Raw genomic sequence first — 14,712 nt, 5'->3', positions numbered from 1 at the left:
CTATCCCGTCCCGTTGACGGCGTTCAGCACCGCTTCCAGTGAGGCCGCCACGACCGAGATGTCGCGGCCGAACGCCCACCCGCTGCGGCCCGCCGCTCGGTATTCGACGTAGCTCACGGCAGTGCTGTCGGCGCCTTTGTCCACGGAGTGCTGAGTCAGGCCGAGGATCTCGATGGGGTGGCCCGCCCCGGCGAGGGCGGCGGTCAGTGCCTCGACCGGGCCCACGCTGTGGTGTATCGAGCGCCGTTCGTTGCCGTACGCGTCGAGAACGATCTCGGTGGCGCCGTCCGCGATCTCCCACCGCACCAGCGTGATTCGGCGTTCGGGGGCTGTGTATGCCTGCTCGAACAGCGTGAACAGTTCCTTGGCGGTGATCTCCGCGCCGGTCTCGTCGGCGTGTTCTTGGACCCGCTTCGCCAGGTCGATCTGCAGGCGCCGTGGCAGGTCCAGCCCGTACTCGGTGTGCAGCAGATAGGCGATGCCACCCTTGCCGGACTGGGAATTGACCCGAATCACCGCGTCGTACGAGCGACCGAGATCTGCGGGGTCGATCGGCAGATATGGCACCTGCCAACGCGATTCGCGTTCGGGGATGCCATCGGCCGCTGCCCGTCGGCGATGCTCGGCCATGCCCTTGCGGATCGCGTCCTGGTGGGTGCCGGAGAAGGCAGTGTGGACGAGATCGCCTACGTACGGGTGCCTGTCGTGGACGGGTAGGCGGGTGCAGTGCTCGACGGTGCGGCGGATCTCGTCGATATCGGAGAAGTCGATCATCGGGTCCACGCCCTGGGCGTGCAGGTTCAGGGCCAGGGTGGCGATGTCGACGTTGCCGGTGCGTTCGCCGTTGCCGAAGACACAGCCCTCCACACGTTGCGCGCCGGCCAGTACGGCCAGTTCGGCGCAGGCGATGCCGGTCCCCCGGTCGTTGTGCGGGTGCACCGACAGGATCACACCGTCGCGACGAGCCAGGTTGCGGTGCATGTACTCGATCTGGTCGGCATAGATGTTCGGCGTCGCGACCTCCACTGTCGCAGGCAGATTCAGCGTCACCGGCCGACCGGGGGTCGCCTGCCACAGCTCGGTGACGGCGTCGCAGATCTCGAGGGCGAAATCCGGTTCGGTCAGGTTGAACACTTCCGGCGAGAACTGGAACCGCACGTTTGGCAGCTCGCCCGCCAGTTCCAGGACATCGCGAGCACCGGCGACGATCAACTCGCGCAGTTGCGCGCGATCCTTGCCGAGGACCACCTCACGCCAGACCGGCGCGGTAGCGGTGTACAGGTGGATCACCACCTCGTTGGCGATACCGCGCACCGACTCGACGGTCCGTTCGATCAGGTCACGACGCGCCGGGGTGAATACGACGATGGCCACGTCCGGCGGGGCGATCGGGGTGTCGGCCAGCAGTCGCACGAAATCGAAGTCGGTCTGCGAGGCGGACGGGTAGCCGACCTCGATCTCCTTGTAGCCCATGGCGATCAGCAGCTCGAAGAACCGGCGTTTGCGAGCCGGGTCCATCGGTTCGGCCAGCGCCTGGTTGCCGTCACGCAGGTCGACGGGGACCCACAGCGGCGCGGTGGTCATCCTCGCGTCGGGCCAATCACGTTGCCCGACAGGGACATCCACGCGTCGATGGACATCGCGGTATCGATACGACGGCATCGCGGAATGGCGCTGCCGGTTCCACGCGGGCGCGCCGTCGGCGACAGCGCCCGAGGGGGTGGTCAGGGCGGGGAATTCGGTCATGACTTGCTCTGCTTCCTGGCCACGACGGGCCACGAGACTACGGCGACCGGCCATGACTGAGCCCCACGGCGGGGCGGCCGGTCGGTCAGGCCCCGCCGTGGCGGCCGAGAAGAAGCGCGGTGTTGGTCATGATGGGTACACTTCTACCACAACTCCTCAGACAAGTAGAGAGGTTTATCGGTGGTATCGCAGGTACGACGTCAGCCGCTGGCCGCACAAGCGGCCGAACTCCTGCTCGGGCGGATCCGTGCGGGCGAATGGCCGTTGGGCCATCGGTTACCGGGCGAGACGCTGCTCGCCGCCCAGTTGGGCGTGGGCCGCTCGACCCTGCGCGAGGCGATCCGGGAACTCGCGGGCAAAGGCGTGCTCGACAGCAGGCAGGGCTCCGGGGTATTCGTCACCGCACTCGACGTCTCCGAGGACTGGGATGTCGTGCTGCGTGGCGCCACCATCGCCGCGGTGATCGAGGCGCGCATCGCGATCGAAGCGGAGGCCGCCGCACTCGCCGCGCACCGGCGTACGCCTGCTGACCTGCGGGCCATCCGGCGCGCCCTGGCGGGTCGCCGCGCCGAGGGCCAGACCGTCGCCACTCACGTCGATGCCGACATGGCCTTCCATCGCGCGGTCATCGTCGCCGCGCACAACGACGTGCTCACCCAGCTGTTCGACAGCTTCCTCCCGCGCCTGCGCCTGGCCATGATCGACATGCTCGATCTGCGCCCGGTGCGCTCCGAGCAGGCCGACCACTGCGCGCACGAGCAGCTGACCCAGGCAATCGCCGCCCGAAACCCTACTGCCGCAGCGGAATTCAGCCGCACGCACCTGTCCGCCTTGAAGGAGGCCTTCACATGACCGGCGCTCCCGTGATCGAACTCGACGACGTGACCTTCCGTCGCGACGGCAAGAAGATCATCAACGGCATCTCGCTGACCGTGCGTGCCGGTGAGCACTGGGCTCTGCTCGGCCCCAACGGCGCGGGCAAGAGCACGCTGCTGGGCTTCTGCGGCGCGGTCACCTTCCCCACCACCGGGGCCGTGCGGGTGCTCGGCGAACAGTTCGGCCGGGTGGAGTTGGCTCGGCTGCGCCGCTCGATCGGCCACGTCAACCCGCGCCATCCCCTGCGGTCCGCGCTCACGGTGCGCGAGGTCGTCCTCACCGGCGTCACCGGCACGATCGATACTCCGATGCGCTGGTCACCGTCCGCCGACGACCTCGCCCGCGCCGACGCGATCATCGACACCCTCGGCCTGTCCGGCAGGGCCGAAGACATCTGGCCCACGCTGTCCCAGGGCGAACGCGGCCGCACCCTGATCGCCCGCGCCCTGATCAGCGACCCCCGAGTCCTACTCCTGGACGAACCCTCCACGGGCCTCGACCTGGCCGCCCGCGAACAACTGCTCACCACCATCGACACCCTCGATCACACCCACCCCGAGGTCGCCTCGATCCTGGTCACCCATCACCTCGAGGAACTTCCGAGCACCACCACCCACGCTCTGCTCATCGCCGACGGCCACACCGTCGCCGCGGGCCCGGCCACCGAGGTCATCACCACCGACCATGTCTCCACCGCCTTCGCCCACCCGATCGAAGTCCGCTACGACGGCCGCTGGAGCGCTCGCGCCCGCTGAGAACCCAGCGCCCATTCGGGCAGCGGTTCCCGCGCAGCGAGCCACTGCGCCGGAATTCCCCGGGTGCGGCCTCGATCTCCGGTGCCGGTATGGGCTGCCACGATTCCGCCGACGATCGCGGCCGTGGTGTCGACATCTCCGCCAGCCTCGATACAGGCGCACAACGCCGCCGGATAGTCGTGGAGGTAGGTGGCGGCCACCCACAGGGTGAAGGGCACGGTGTCCTGAGCGCTGACCCGTGCGCCGTTGCCCAGTTCATAGGCTGCCTCGGCTACCGTTCGACCGAGCAGCTGCCGGGCTCGACGCACACCCTGCGCGGTACGCCCGTCGACCAGATACGGCTCGACTGCTGTCAGCAATTCATCAGGTGCACAGCTCTTTTCGCGAGAGTCGGCAGCGTATGCGGCCGCAACCGCGACCGCCATCGCCCCCACGATCGCTTCCGGATGCCGATGGGTCAGCTCCGCGGACATCGCCGCCTGCGCCGCGGCCCGGTCCGGATCTCCGGCGAAACGCGCACCGAGCGGCGCCACCCGCATCGCGGCGCCGTTACCCCACGATCCCCGCCCGTCGAACACCGCACCCGCCGCTTCGGCCCACGGACGCCCGTCTCGAATCTCGTGCAGCACGACAACTGTGCCCGGCCCGTAGCCGCGGTACGGTTCGCAACGGTCGGCGAATGCGGCCGCGAGAGCATCGCGATCCACCCTGCCGCGGTCTCGGATTTCGGCGTACACCGAACACGCCATCTCGGTGTCGTCGGTCCATTGCCAGGGTGCGGCCGGTGCTCGTCCGGCAAGAAGATCGGGGATCGAGCGCCCGGGGACGAAGAATTGCGCGCCCAGCGCGTCCCCCACAGATAAGCCTTCGAGGCTGTCGAAAGAGGGATCGGAATTCAGCATGCTGGACGCAATCATCGCCCACCGGCAGCGGGCGCCGCAAGACGAACTCCGAGTCGCTACATCAACTCGACCTCGTCGAACCCGACTGTCAGCTTGTGCCGCCGCTCCCGCAGGACATTGCCTTCCCGGTGGACGGTCCCCTCGCCGAATTCGATGCGCAGCTGTGCCCGCCGGGCGTCGACCTCTCGGACGACCCCACAGATGCCGCTGAACGGCCCCGCCGGAAAGTACACGACATCGCCTGGGCCGTATTCGGTAATCCCCACGGCGCCACTGTAATTCACATCAGCGCTTCTCGCCGCTGTGCGATGAGCCAGCGGGAAGGCGCACCGGTTCGTACAGATTCCACGCGGTCGGCGAATCAATTCTTTCGAGGTCGAGGAAGTAGCCACACTGCCATTTCTGTGACTGTCGCGCCTGTGTGTTCGCTACTTGCGACCACGGTGGGTAGACCCGGAACCCGCGCTTGCCGCCACGACCGGCGACCGACAGGATCCCGTGTTCGACAAGTGCGCTCGCGGGAAACACGAACTGCCCGAACCTCGGTCCGGTGCGGGCGGTGATCACCAGCAGATCGACGCCGTCTTCGGCCGCGAAAGGTTCCGTCGAACCGTCCTCGGCACGCCGCCACACCGAAACGAACAAACCAATCTTCGTCGGGGTCTGCTTGCCCACCCGGAACCTGACCGAACCACAACCCACATTCGATACGACCGCGCCGTACTCGGCGTTGTCCACTTCGGGAACGGCGGCTGAAATGTGCAGCCCCAGAGCGCTGATGAGATTTCGCGCCTCGGTCACGTCGGGATGCACGGCCGGCGCCGGCCTCCTATTCACCGAGGTCGAAATCGAAGTCGGCGTCGAGGAGTTCGTCGGCGCGAGCCAGGGCCCGGTCCAGTTCGTCGGTGACCGAGTCCATCAGGGAGATGCCGTCGAGCATGTCGGAGAGTTCGGTGTGCAGGGCGTGGAGTTCGGCGATGGCGGGATCGACGGTGGTCCAGGCGACGGTGTCGGACCACCAGGTGTCGCGTTGGACCCAGGACCAGACGATGTCGCGGACCAGGACCGCGTCGTTGGTGAACAGCTGGCGGTGGGTGGGGCCGGTGGTGTGTTCGAGTTCGTAGGTGCCATCGGGGAGGTAGCGGGCCTGGATGTGGTCCGTGGGGGTCCGGGTGAGCAAGAGGAAGGGGTGTTCGGGCGCGGGATCGTTAGCGGTGAGACCCGGCTGGGCGGGGTCGACGGGGTGCGGCGCGTCGGAGCCGTCACCGACGTGGACTACGACTTCGGGCTGGTCGTCGCGTTGGTCACCCATCGGGCCAGTGTGCCGGATCAGCGAGGGCTCCGAGTGGGCGGACCGATGAATCGGTGACGCGACACTTGAAATCGAGCTGCACCGCGATATGGCGGCGGGTAGCCTCGCCTCGATGACGTGGAAAGCACCCGAACTCCAGCCCACCAGGACCCTGGTAGGCGCTGACGAACGGGCGATGTTGCAGTCCTGGTTGGACTTTCACCGCCAGACCTTGCTCGGCAAATGCGGCGGACTCGATGGTGAACAGCTCGCCACACGGTCGGTGGAGCCGTCGTCGCTGTCGCTGCTCGGGCTGGTCCGCCATCTCACCGAAGTGGAGCGGGGCTGGTTCCGGCTGTCGGCGGCGGGCCAGGAAGTCGAACCGGTTTACAGCACCGACGACCAGCCGGACGCCGATTTCGACGACCTCGCGTCCGCGCCCGCCGAGGAGGTCTTCGCCGCCTTCCACGCCGAGGTCGCCGCCTGCGACGGCGCCGTCGCCGACCTCTCCCTCGACCATGTGTTCCACGTTCCGTGGCGCAGCGACGACTACACCCTGCGCTGGGTGTACCTGCATATGATCGAGGAATACGCCCGCCACAACGGCCACGCCGACCTATTGCGCGAACGGATCGACGGCGTCACCGGCAGCTTCTGAGTCAGGCGGTTCCGGTCACGACGTCGGCGGTGAGCTGATCGAGATCGCCGATGACCGCGTCGGACAGGGCGAGCGCGTCGGGGTGCGGCGGGAATTCCGGGCGCGGCGCCGCGACCAGACGCATCCCGGCGCCGTGCGCGGAGAGCAGACCGTTGGTCGAATCCTCCACGGCCGTACAGTCTTTCGGGTCCACACCCAGACGCTGCGCGACGGTCAGGTAGACATCGGGTGCGGGCTTGCCGCGTCCGACCTCCTCGGTGGACAGCACCGTGGTGAAAAGGTCGAGCAGGCCGGACTTCGCGAGCACCAGATCGATCACCGTGGCAGGCGAAGAGCTGGCCAGGCCGAGTTTCCAGCTGCCCGCGCACCGCTGTACCGCCTCGACCGCGCCGGGCAACAGCGGGACATGATGGGCGTATCTGTCGGCCATCAGATCGATGACGTCGGCAGCCACCTTGTCGGCCGATTCGGCCACACCCAGCTCGTCGGCCAGGTACGACGACCACTCGACGGTGTTCATCCCCATCATCTTCCTCTGCGAATCCGGTTGCCACCGGCCACCTTTGAGGACCACATAATCGTGCCTGACCTGTTCCCAGATGGGTTCGGAATCGATCAGCACGCCGTCCATGTCGAACACAACCGCCGCGATACCCATGCGCTCAGCCTTTCGCCGCTCACCCGGAGGGGGCACCACCGGTGGTGCGCCGACGCTCCGGTACCTAGGACCTACTCGGTGATCGGGACCCAGCCTAGTAGACCTGACACCGATCCCCGGCGCGAACATCCAGCTCGGCAGCGATAACGTGTTGCATATGGACGATACACAGGTCGGCAACTCGCTCCCGGACGAGAAGCATCACGAAGGTGGATTCCGGCCGGTCGCCGAGCTGATCCAGGCGCGGAAGAACCGCGGTGCCGACAACCCGGTGGGCGGGCCGCACTACGGCGAGCTGATCGAACAGGTCCGCGCGCTGATGGACCGCGCGCGGCTGGTGAACCCGTCCGACGAGCTCGCCAAAGAGGCCGTCGCGACCCTCGAGCAGCTCAATGCCCGCCTCGACGAGGCAGTGGTAGACGAGTGGTCCTCGCCCAGCTGGACCCGCATCGACCTGCCCGCGCGCGGCAATATCACCCTGCCGCCGTACACGGTGGTCAGCGGTGACAGCGACGGCGTCACCGCGAAGGTCACCTTCCGCAGCTTCCACCTGGGCGGCAACAACGCCGCCCACGGTGGGCACATCGCCCTCGCTTTCGACGACATCATCGGCATGACCGCCGCGCTGGCCACCAAGTCGGTGACCCGCACGGCCTCGCTCACCCTCGATTACCGCTCGATCACCCCGCTCAATCGCGAACTGACGGTGCGCGCGTGGACCGAGAAAGTCGAAGGCCGCAAGGTGTACCTACGCGCGACGATGCACGATGACGACCGGTTGTGCGCCGAGGCCAAGGGGCTGTTCATCGTGCTCAATCCCGGCCAGCCATGAGCCCGCGCCGACATTGCGATCGACGTGATCGCAATGTCGGCCTCGCGCCCCGAGGTGGCGCAATAGCGGTTTCGCCGCCGATACCCGCAGGTCGCGCGAGCCGCCACCCGGCGTAGAAACATCCCCTGAATTCACGTCGGAATCGCGACGGGCCGAGTGCCGCGAAATCGCCGCTATCGTCGCTGTTCATGCAGGTCAGCGAGAAAACAGGGGCTCAGGAGCCCACCCCGATTCGCGGTCAGCGCGCCGATCGGGCGCGCCGGGTCGCCGATATCCTGCGCCACCAGATCCTGGCGGGCGCGGTGGTGGGCACGGTGCCCGGCGAGCAGGAACTCGCCGCCGAGCACGGCACCTCGCGCAACACTGTGCGCGAAGCGCTGGCGCTGCTGCGTGACGAGGGGCTCATCGACCGCGCCCCGAAACTCGGCACCCGGGTCGCCGCCCGCAAGTTCGACCACGGCCTCGATGCCCTGCTCGGCCTGCAGGAGACCCTCAAAGGACACGGCACCGTCCGCAACGAGGTCCGTGCGGCCACCACGATCACCGCTCCCCCGGCCGTCGCGCGCCGGCTCGAGCTGGCGCCCGGCGACAAAGTCGTCTACATCGAACGCCTGCGGTTTCTCGCCGATCTGCCGCTGAGCCTCGACCTCACCTACCTCGCGCCCGATATCGGCACCGAGCTGCTCACCCACGATCTCGAGACCACCGACGTGTTCGTGCTGCTCGAACAGATCACCGGACAGTCGCTGGGCGCCGCCGACCTCGCACTGGAAGCCGTCGCGGCCGATCCACACACCGCGACCACGCTCGATACCCCGGCCGGTGCGCCGCTGCTCATGCTCGAACGACTCACCCACCTCGACGACGGCCGACCCGTCGATCTCGAATACATCCGCATGCGCGGTGACCGCATCACCATGCGCGGCAGCCTCACCCGCAGCACCCCCGAATGGAAGGTCCTGTAATGGCATTGGTCCCCCAGCGCGCCGACGTCCCGGTGACGATCGACGAGTCACTGTGCATCACCGGCTGCACCCTCTGTGTCGACATGTGTCCGCTCGATTCCCTTGCCATTCACGATGATTCGGGCAAGGCCTACATGCACGTCGACGAGTGCTGGTACTGCGGGCCGTGTGCGGCGCGCTGCCCCACCGGTGCTGTCACCGTCAACATGCCCTATCTGCTCCGCTGAAAACCGGGAACTCCACGCATGAAGATCACTCGATTCGCCCCTGTCGCACTGGCTCTCGCGCTTGCCGCGGCGGGCTGCTCGCTCGAAAGTACCGACGCCGCACCGGCGGGCACCGTCAAGGTCGTCATCGGCTACCAGTCCAAGACCATCAATACCGTCACCGCGGGCACCCTGCTCAGAGCGCAGGGCTACCTGGAGCAGCGGCTGCAGAAGATCACCGACGGTGGTGGCGCGAAGTATCAGGTGGAGTGGCAGGACTACGACACCGGCGCGCCGATCACCGCCCAGATGGTGGCCGAGAAGATAGACATCGGCTCCATGGGCGATTACCCGTTGCTGATCAACGGATCTCGCACGCAGGCCAATGAACGCGCACGCACCGAGCTGGTCTCGATCACCGGCTACAACCCCAAGGGCGCACTGAACATGGTGGTGGTGCCCAATGATTCACCTGCTCGTTCGCTGACCGATCTGGCCGGGCAGAAGATCTCGGCCAGCGTGGGTTCGGCGGGCCACGGCACCCTGGTGCAGGCGCTGAGCCGGGCCGGGATCGACCCGGCCAAGGGCGTGGAGGTGCTCAACCAGCAGCCGCAGGTCGGGGCGTCCGCGCTGGAATCGCATCAGGTGGGCGCACTGTCGCAGTTCGTGGCGTGGCCGGGTCTGCTCGTGCAGCAGAACAAGGCCAAGCTGCTCTACGACGGCGCCGAACTGAATGTGCCGACCTTCCACGGCGTGGTGGCGCGCCGGACCTACGCGGCCGACCACCCGGAGGTGTTGCAGGCCTTCCTCGCGGCGCAGCTGGACGCGACCGCGTTTCTCAACGAGAAGCCTTTCGAGGCAGCCGATCTCGTCGCCAAGGGGTCGGGCCTGCCGCAAGAGGTCGTGTATCTCTACAACGGCCCCGGCGGTACCAGTTTCGACACCACGCTCAAGGCGAACCTGATCGCGGCGTTCAAGGACGACGTGAACTACCTGAAGTCGATCGGAGATTTCGCCGATCTCGACATCGATGCCTTCGTCCAGGACGGCCCGCTGCGCAAGGCGTTCGCAGAGACCGGCCGTACGGACTACGACACCGCGCTGGCGTCGGGGGTCAACCCGAGCAAGGTGACCGGGACCGATCCGATCTGCGCTGTGGCGGTGAGTGATCCGGCGCTGGCCGGCGAGATCTGGGTCGACGGCGCCGACAAGCCCCAGCCCACCGCGAACCCCGGCTGCTTGTTGCGGGCGGTGCAGGCAGCGAAGGCGCAGGGCAAGACGATTCGCGCGGTGTATGTCCCCGATGCCGAGCTGGGTACTCGCTGGTTCGCCGACAAGGCCATCTGGTTGCGCGAGGGCACGCAGTACCTGCCGTTCACCACGCAGGCAGCGGCCGACCGCTTTCGCGGTACCCATCCCGCAGCCGCGCCGGTCTCCTATGAGCAGGCTGTCACGGAAGTGCGCGGATGAGCACGGTCTCCGGGCTGTCCGCCCCGACCAGGACCGGTGTCGACAGCACCGATACCGCTGCGCTGCACGCCGACAGCGCTCCCGCCAGATCGGTGTGGGTGTCGCGGGTGATCCGAGTCGCCTCGGTGGCCGCGGCCGTCGGTCTGTGGCAACTGCTCACCGCGGGCAATGTACGCGCGGGGTTGCGGTTCGACACGCTGCCGACGGTGACCGAGATCGTCGCCGAGTTCGGTGAACATCTCGGGACCGGTCAGTACTACCTCGATGTGGCGCAGTCGCTGATCCGGATCGTCACCGGATTCGGTCTGGCCGCGGTCGTCGGCGTGCTGGCGGGCATCGGGCTCGGTCGGTCGCGATTGCTGGCCGATGTGTTCGGCTCGCTGGCCGAGCTGATCCGACCGATTCCGGCGATCGCGCTGGTGCCGGTGGCGATCCTGCTGTTCCCCAGTGACGAATCCGGCATCGTGTTCATCACTTTCACCGCGTCGCTGTTCCCGGTGCTGGTGAGCACCAGGCATGCGACGCGGGCACTGCCGACCATCTGGGAGGACGCCATCCGCACGCTGGGCGCCTCGCGGCGGGAGGTGCTGACCAGGGTCGTCGTGCCCGGCATCCTGCCCGGTGTGTTCAGCGGGCTGTCGGTGGGAATGGGCGTGGCCTGGATCTGCCTGATCTCCGCGGAGATGATCTCCGGGCGCCTCGGCATCGGCTACCGCACCTGGCAGTCCTACACCATCGTCGACTACCCGGCCGTGTTCGTCGGGATGATCACCATCGGTGTACTCGGTTTCCTCACCTCCGGAATCGTCGAACTGGCAGGCCGTCGGGTGACCCGCTGGCTGCCGCGAGAGGTTGCCTCATGACCACGACCACCGCCGCGCCCAGCGTCTCGGTCGGCATGCGCTTGGACCTGGAGTCCGTGCGGATCAGTTACGGCCGCAAAACCGTGGTGCACGACCTGGATCTGACGGTCGCGGCCGGGGAGATCCTGGTCCTGGTCGGCAAATCCGGCTGCGGCAAGTCGACGTTGCTGCGCGCCATCGCCGGACTGCGCAAGCCCGCCGCCGGGGTGATCCGCGCCGACGAGGACACCGTGACCGGCCCCTCGGCCGATCGCGCACTGGTGTTCCAGGACGACGCGCTGCTTCCGTGGCGCACCGCGCGCGCCAATATCGATCTTGCGCTGCGCCTTCGGGGAGTCTCGCGCGGCGAGCGGGCGCAACGTTCGCAACGCTGGCTCGACGAGGTCGGGCTCAGCGGCTACGCCGACTATCTGCCGCGCGATCTGTCCGGCGGGATGCGCCAACGAGTTCAGCTCGCCCGCAGCCTGGCGGGCTCGCCGCGCGCGGTGCTCATGGACGAGCCCTTCGGTGCGCTCGACAGCCAGACCCGCGCGGAGATGCAGCGACTGCTCGTCGAAACCTGGCGCGCACACCCGACCACGATCGTTTTCGTCACCCACGACCTCGACGAAGCCCTGCTGCTCGGCGATCGGATCGCCGTACTCGGCGCCGGCTCGCTGCGCGCGGTCGTCGAGGTACCAGACCCGCGCGAACCGGTGGACCGGAGCGCCCTGCGGGCCCGAATCCTGGAGTCTCTGTGAACATTCCCGAACTGTCCGACCGTATCCGTCTCGACTGCGATGTGCTCGTCATCGGTGGTGGCACCGCGGGCACCATGGCCGCACTCACCGCCGCCGAATCCGGCGCGAACGTGCTGCTGCTCGAGAAGGCACATGTGCGGCATTCCGGTGCGTTGGCCATGGGCATGGACGGTGTGAACAACGCTGTCATCCCGGGTAAGGCCGAGCCGGAGGACTACGTCGCCGAGATCACCCGCGCCAACGACGGCATCGTCGACCAGCGCACCGTGTACCAAACGGCCACACGGGGTTTCGCGATGGTGCAGCGGCTCGAGCGGTACGGGGTGAAGTTCGAGAAGGACGAATACGGCGAGTACGCGGTGCGCCGGGTGCACCGATCGGGGTCGTACGTGCTGCCGATGCCCGAGGGCAAGGATGTGAAGAAGGCGCTCTATCGCGTACTGCGCCAGCGGAAGATGCGGGAGAAGATCCGCATCGAGAACCGGCTGATGCCGGTGCGGGTACTCACCGCCGACGGACGCGCTGTGGGTGCGGCCGCGTTGAACACGCGCACCGGCGAATTCGTCGAGGTGGCCGCGAAAGCGGTGATTCTGGCGACGGGCCCGTGCGGTCGGCTCGGGCTGCCCGCGTCGGGCTATCTGTACGGCACCTACGAGAACCCCACCAACGCCGGTGACGGCTATTCGATGGCCTACCACGCCGGTGCGGAACTCTCCGGTATCGAGTGCTTCCAGATCAACCCGTTGATCAAGGATTACAACGGTCCTGCCTGCGCGTATGTGGCCAACCCGTTCGGTGGCTATCAGGTCAACGCCGAGGGTGAGCGTTTCGTCGACTCCGACTACTGGTCCGGTCAGATGATGGCCGAGGTCAAGCAGGAGATCGAATCCGCGCGCGGGCCCATCTATCTCAAGGTCTCGCACCTGCCGGACGAGACGCTGTCGACGCTCGAGTCGATCCTGCACACCACCGAGCGCCCCACCCGAGGAACCTTCCACGCCAATCGCGGGCACGATTACCGCACGCACGATATCGAGATGCACATCTCCGAGATCGGTTTGTGCGGTGGACATTCCGCGTCCGGGGTCTGGGTGGACGAGAACGCGCGGACCACGGTGCCCGGCCTGTACGCGGCGGGCGACCTGGCGTGCGTGCCCCACAACTACATGATCGGCGCGTTCGTCTACGGTGATCTGGCCGGTGCGCACGCGGCGTCGACGCTGGACCTGCTCGACGCACCGGCCGACCTGCCCGAAGACCAGCTCGCCGAAGCCCACGAACTGATCTACCGGCCGTTGCGTCAGCCCGAGGGCCCGCCGCAGCCACAGGTCGAATACAAGCTGCGCCGGTTCGTGAACGACTATGTGGCGCCCCCGAAAACGGCGGCCAAGCTCTCGATCGCCGTCGAGACCTTCGAGCGGATGCGCGCCGAGGTCGACGGCATCGGCGCGCAGACCCCGCACGAACTGATGCGTGCCGTCGAGGTGCAGTTCATCCGGGATTGCGCCGAAATGGCCTCGCGCAGTTCGCTGACGCGCACCGAGTCGCGGTGGGGTCTGTATCACGATCGCGCCGATCTGCCCGAGCGCGACGACGAGACGTGGAACTTCCATCTGAACCTGCGCAAGACGGTCGACGGCGAGATGGAATTCGTGAAGCGCTCGGTGGCGCCGTATCTGGTGCCGGTGCCCGGTCTCGACGATGTGCCCTCGGCCGAGTCGATCGTCGAGGTGATCGCCCAGCCCGAACTGGTCGGGACGCGGGCGCCACAGCGCGAGGCCCCCGTGCGCGACGAGGTCGCACCGGTATCGCCGTCCTCGCCTCGGCTGGTCACCCTGCTCGCACTGGATTCCCCCACGGTCGAGGATGTTTCGAGCTACCTGACCGATCCCGATCCGGTGGTGCGAGTCGCGGCGCTGTCGGTGCTCACCGAGAACACCCCCGACGGATTCGCCGAGGAATTGGTGCGGGCGCTGGGCGATGAGGCGGCCTCGGTACGCCGAGCGGCCACCGAGAGCCTGCGGGAACTGGTCGAGGTACTCGCGGGGGCCGGTGCCCTGGGCGAGCATCTGGGCTCCCCCGATCCGCTGGTTCGCGCGACCGTCATCGATCTGTTGCGCGCGCTGCGGGCCGGATCGGCACCGGATTTCCGTGCGGCACTAAGTGATACCGATCATCGAGTCAGGATCGAGGCGGTGCGAGCACTGGTCTCGCTCGACGATGCCGAGGCGGTGTCCTCGATCGCGGGCGATGTCAACCGTGAGGTGCGCATCGCGGTCGCGCACGGGCTCGCCTCGATCGGTGGCGGCGGTGTCGAGGTGATCCGCGTGCTCGCAGGCGATCCCGATCCGCTGGTCCGCGCTGCCGCGCTCACCGCGTATGCCGCGCTGGGCACCGCGGACGAGGACGTCGCCGAACTCGATGCGGCACTGCGACATTCCGCCTGGCAGGTGCGTGTCGGTGCGGCGCGCGGGCTGGCTGGTTCGACGCCGGAGGCGGGCGTGGTTCCGTTGGGCGAAGCGCTCGCCGACCGTCACCTCGATGTGCGCAAGGCGGCGGTTCTGGCCCTGTCCACCTGGCCGAGCAGTGCCGCCGCCCTCGACGCGCTCGAGTCGGCGATCGCCGATCCCGACGCCGACGTCCGCGCCTATGCCCGCCGCGCGGTGACCGCCGCGGGTCGCAGCCCGGTCGACGCTGTTCGTCCCGACGCGGCGCTGACCGAGGCCAGGGCATGATCAGCAACTCGTCGC

16 protein-coding genes are annotated in these 14,712 nt (G+C 67.7%); 10 read left to right on the top strand and 6 right to left on the bottom strand.

Going from position 1 to position 14,712, the window contains the following annotated elements; translation table 11 throughout:
- Positions 1-1,746, bottom strand: a complete 1,746-nt coding sequence (locus IBJ82_RS20815) for a 2-isopropylmalate synthase (protein WP_194827617.1) — start codon at positions 1,744-1,746, stop codon at positions 1-3.
- Between the two features lie 180 nt (positions 1,747-1,926).
- Here IBJ82_RS20815 and IBJ82_RS20810 point away from each other — a divergent pair, with 180 nt between their 5' ends.
- Together IBJ82_RS20810 and IBJ82_RS20805 are read left to right on the top strand one after the other, a co-directional pair.
- The gene (locus IBJ82_RS20810) at positions 1,927-2,598 is read left to right on the top strand and encodes an FCD domain-containing protein (protein WP_194827616.1); all 672 of its coding nucleotides are present in this window, start codon (positions 1,927-1,929) and stop codon (positions 2,596-2,598) included.
- Positions 2,595-3,377: an ABC transporter ATP-binding protein gene (locus IBJ82_RS20805; RefSeq protein WP_194827615.1), complete on the top strand. Its 783-nt coding sequence runs from the start codon at positions 2,595-2,597 to the stop codon at positions 3,375-3,377. Before IBJ82_RS20810 ends, IBJ82_RS20805 begins: the two co-directional genes overlap by 4 nt.
- Here the strand turns inward: IBJ82_RS20805 and IBJ82_RS20800 are convergent.
- Genes IBJ82_RS20800 through IBJ82_RS20785 form a run of 4 tightly spaced genes read right to left on the bottom strand, consistent with a single transcriptional unit; the run spans position 3,344 to position 5,591 of the window.
- Positions 3,344-4,279 (bottom strand): ADP-ribosylglycohydrolase family protein, encoded by a 936-nt coding sequence (locus IBJ82_RS20800; RefSeq protein WP_228537426.1) that lies wholly within the window; start codon positions 4,277-4,279, stop codon positions 3,344-3,346. The two genes, IBJ82_RS20805 and IBJ82_RS20800, sit on opposite strands and share 34 nt — an antisense overlap.
- 56 nt (positions 4,280-4,335) lie before the next feature.
- Positions 4,336-4,545, bottom strand: coding sequence for a hypothetical protein (locus IBJ82_RS20795; RefSeq protein WP_194827613.1), 210 nt, complete (start codon positions 4,543-4,545; stop codon positions 4,336-4,338).
- A gap of 19 nt (positions 4,546-4,564) precedes the next feature.
- Positions 4,565-5,092: a MepB family protein gene (locus tag IBJ82_RS20790; protein WP_194827612.1), complete on the bottom strand. Its 528-nt coding sequence runs from the start codon at positions 5,090-5,092 to the stop codon at positions 4,565-4,567.
- Between the two features lie 16 nt (positions 5,093-5,108).
- Positions 5,109-5,591 (bottom strand): hypothetical protein, encoded by a 483-nt coding sequence (locus tag IBJ82_RS20785; RefSeq protein ID WP_194827611.1) that lies wholly within the window; start codon positions 5,589-5,591, stop codon positions 5,109-5,111.
- Between the two features lie 112 nt (positions 5,592-5,703).
- Here IBJ82_RS20785 and IBJ82_RS20780 point away from each other — a divergent pair, with 112 nt between their 5' ends.
- Complete coding sequence (locus tag IBJ82_RS20780; RefSeq protein ID WP_194827610.1) at positions 5,704-6,228, top strand: DinB family protein; 525 nt, start codon at positions 5,704-5,706, stop codon at positions 6,226-6,228.
- A 1-nt stretch (position 6,229) separates the two neighbouring features.
- Here IBJ82_RS20780 and IBJ82_RS20775 read toward each other — a convergent pair whose 3' ends face one another.
- Positions 6,230-6,886, bottom strand: a complete 657-nt coding sequence (locus IBJ82_RS20775; RefSeq protein WP_194827609.1) for an HAD family phosphatase — start codon at positions 6,884-6,886, stop codon at positions 6,230-6,232.
- 157 nt (positions 6,887-7,043) lie between these two features.
- Here IBJ82_RS20775 and IBJ82_RS20770 point away from each other — a divergent pair, with 157 nt between their 5' ends.
- The 7 genes from IBJ82_RS20770 to IBJ82_RS20740 all read left to right on the top strand — a co-directional run bounded on the left by IBJ82_RS20770 (position 7,044) and on the right by IBJ82_RS20740 (position 14,697).
- Positions 7,044-7,718, top strand: coding sequence for a PaaI family thioesterase (locus IBJ82_RS20770; RefSeq protein ID WP_194827608.1), 675 nt, complete (start codon positions 7,044-7,046; stop codon positions 7,716-7,718).
- Positions 7,719-7,906: 188 nt separating this feature from the next.
- Entirely contained in the window at positions 7,907-8,683 is a 777-nt protein-coding gene (locus IBJ82_RS20765; RefSeq protein WP_194827607.1) for a GntR family transcriptional regulator, read from the top strand.
- Positions 8,683-8,910 carry a ferredoxin family protein gene (locus IBJ82_RS20760; protein ID WP_056816936.1) on the top strand — a complete coding sequence of 76 codons (228 nt, stop codon included), beginning with the start codon at positions 8,683-8,685 and terminating at the stop codon, positions 8,908-8,910. Before IBJ82_RS20765 ends, IBJ82_RS20760 begins: the two co-directional genes overlap by 1 nt.
- Before the next feature lie 18 nt (positions 8,911-8,928).
- Positions 8,929-10,359: an ABC transporter substrate-binding protein gene (locus IBJ82_RS20755; protein WP_194827606.1), complete on the top strand. Its 1,431-nt coding sequence runs from the start codon at positions 8,929-8,931 to the stop codon at positions 10,357-10,359.
- Positions 10,356-11,222: an ABC transporter permease gene (locus tag IBJ82_RS20750; RefSeq protein ID WP_194827605.1), complete on the top strand. Its 867-nt coding sequence runs from the start codon at positions 10,356-10,358 to the stop codon at positions 11,220-11,222. The genes IBJ82_RS20755 and IBJ82_RS20750 overlap by 4 nt, the downstream gene beginning before the upstream one ends.
- A complete protein-coding gene (locus IBJ82_RS20745; protein WP_194827604.1) occupies positions 11,219-11,962 on the top strand; it encodes an ABC transporter ATP-binding protein in 744 nt (247 codons plus the stop codon). Before IBJ82_RS20750 ends, IBJ82_RS20745 begins: the two co-directional genes overlap by 4 nt.
- On the top strand, positions 11,959-14,697 hold the full coding sequence (locus IBJ82_RS20740) for a fumarate reductase/succinate dehydrogenase flavoprotein subunit (RefSeq protein WP_194827603.1): 2,739 nt from the start codon (positions 11,959-11,961) through the stop codon (positions 14,695-14,697). Before IBJ82_RS20745 ends, IBJ82_RS20740 begins: the two co-directional genes overlap by 4 nt.
- The last annotated feature ends 15 nt before the right edge of the window (positions 14,698-14,712 follow it).

Origin of the sequence: Nocardia sp. XZ_19_231, assembly GCF_015355705.1 — a bacterium.
Lineage (GTDB): Bacteria > Actinomycetota > Actinomycetes > Mycobacteriales > Mycobacteriaceae > Nocardia > Nocardia salmonicida.
Note: the sequence above shows the minus strand (reverse complement) of the source record. Positions and strands in the feature narration are given on the sequence as shown.

What these genes read in the sequence shown, in the direction of transcription:
- IBJ82_RS20815 (WP_194827617.1), bottom strand. Translation starts at nt 1,746, where the DNA reads ATGACCGAATTCCCCGCCCTGACCACCCCCTCGGGCGCTGTCGCCGAC.
- IBJ82_RS20805 (WP_194827615.1), top strand. Translation starts at nt 2,595, where the DNA reads ATGACCGGCGCTCCCGTGATCGAACTCGACGACGTGACCTTCCGTCGC.
- IBJ82_RS20800 (WP_228537426.1), bottom strand. Translation starts at nt 4,279, where the DNA reads ATGCTGAATTCCGATCCCTCTTTCGACAGCCTCGAAGGCTTATCTGTG.
- IBJ82_RS20785 (WP_194827611.1), bottom strand. Translation starts at nt 5,591, where the DNA reads ATGGGTGACCAACGCGACGACCAGCCCGAAGTCGTAGTCCACGTCGGT.
- IBJ82_RS20780 (WP_194827610.1), top strand. Translation starts at nt 5,704, where the DNA reads ATGACGTGGAAAGCACCCGAACTCCAGCCCACCAGGACCCTGGTAGGC.
- IBJ82_RS20775 (WP_194827609.1), bottom strand. Translation starts at nt 6,886, where the DNA reads ATGGGTATCGCGGCGGTTGTGTTCGACATGGACGGCGTGCTGATCGAT.
- IBJ82_RS20770 (WP_194827608.1), top strand. Translation starts at nt 7,044, where the DNA reads ATGGACGATACACAGGTCGGCAACTCGCTCCCGGACGAGAAGCATCAC.
- IBJ82_RS20765 (WP_194827607.1), top strand. Translation starts at nt 7,907, where the DNA reads ATGCAGGTCAGCGAGAAAACAGGGGCTCAGGAGCCCACCCCGATTCGC.
- IBJ82_RS20760 (WP_056816936.1), top strand. Translation starts at nt 8,683, where the DNA reads ATGGCATTGGTCCCCCAGCGCGCCGACGTCCCGGTGACGATCGACGAG.
- IBJ82_RS20755 (WP_194827606.1), top strand. Translation starts at nt 8,929, where the DNA reads ATGAAGATCACTCGATTCGCCCCTGTCGCACTGGCTCTCGCGCTTGCC.
- IBJ82_RS20750 (WP_194827605.1), top strand. Translation starts at nt 10,356, where the DNA reads ATGAGCACGGTCTCCGGGCTGTCCGCCCCGACCAGGACCGGTGTCGAC.
- IBJ82_RS20745 (WP_194827604.1), top strand. Translation starts at nt 11,219, where the DNA reads ATGACCACGACCACCGCCGCGCCCAGCGTCTCGGTCGGCATGCGCTTG.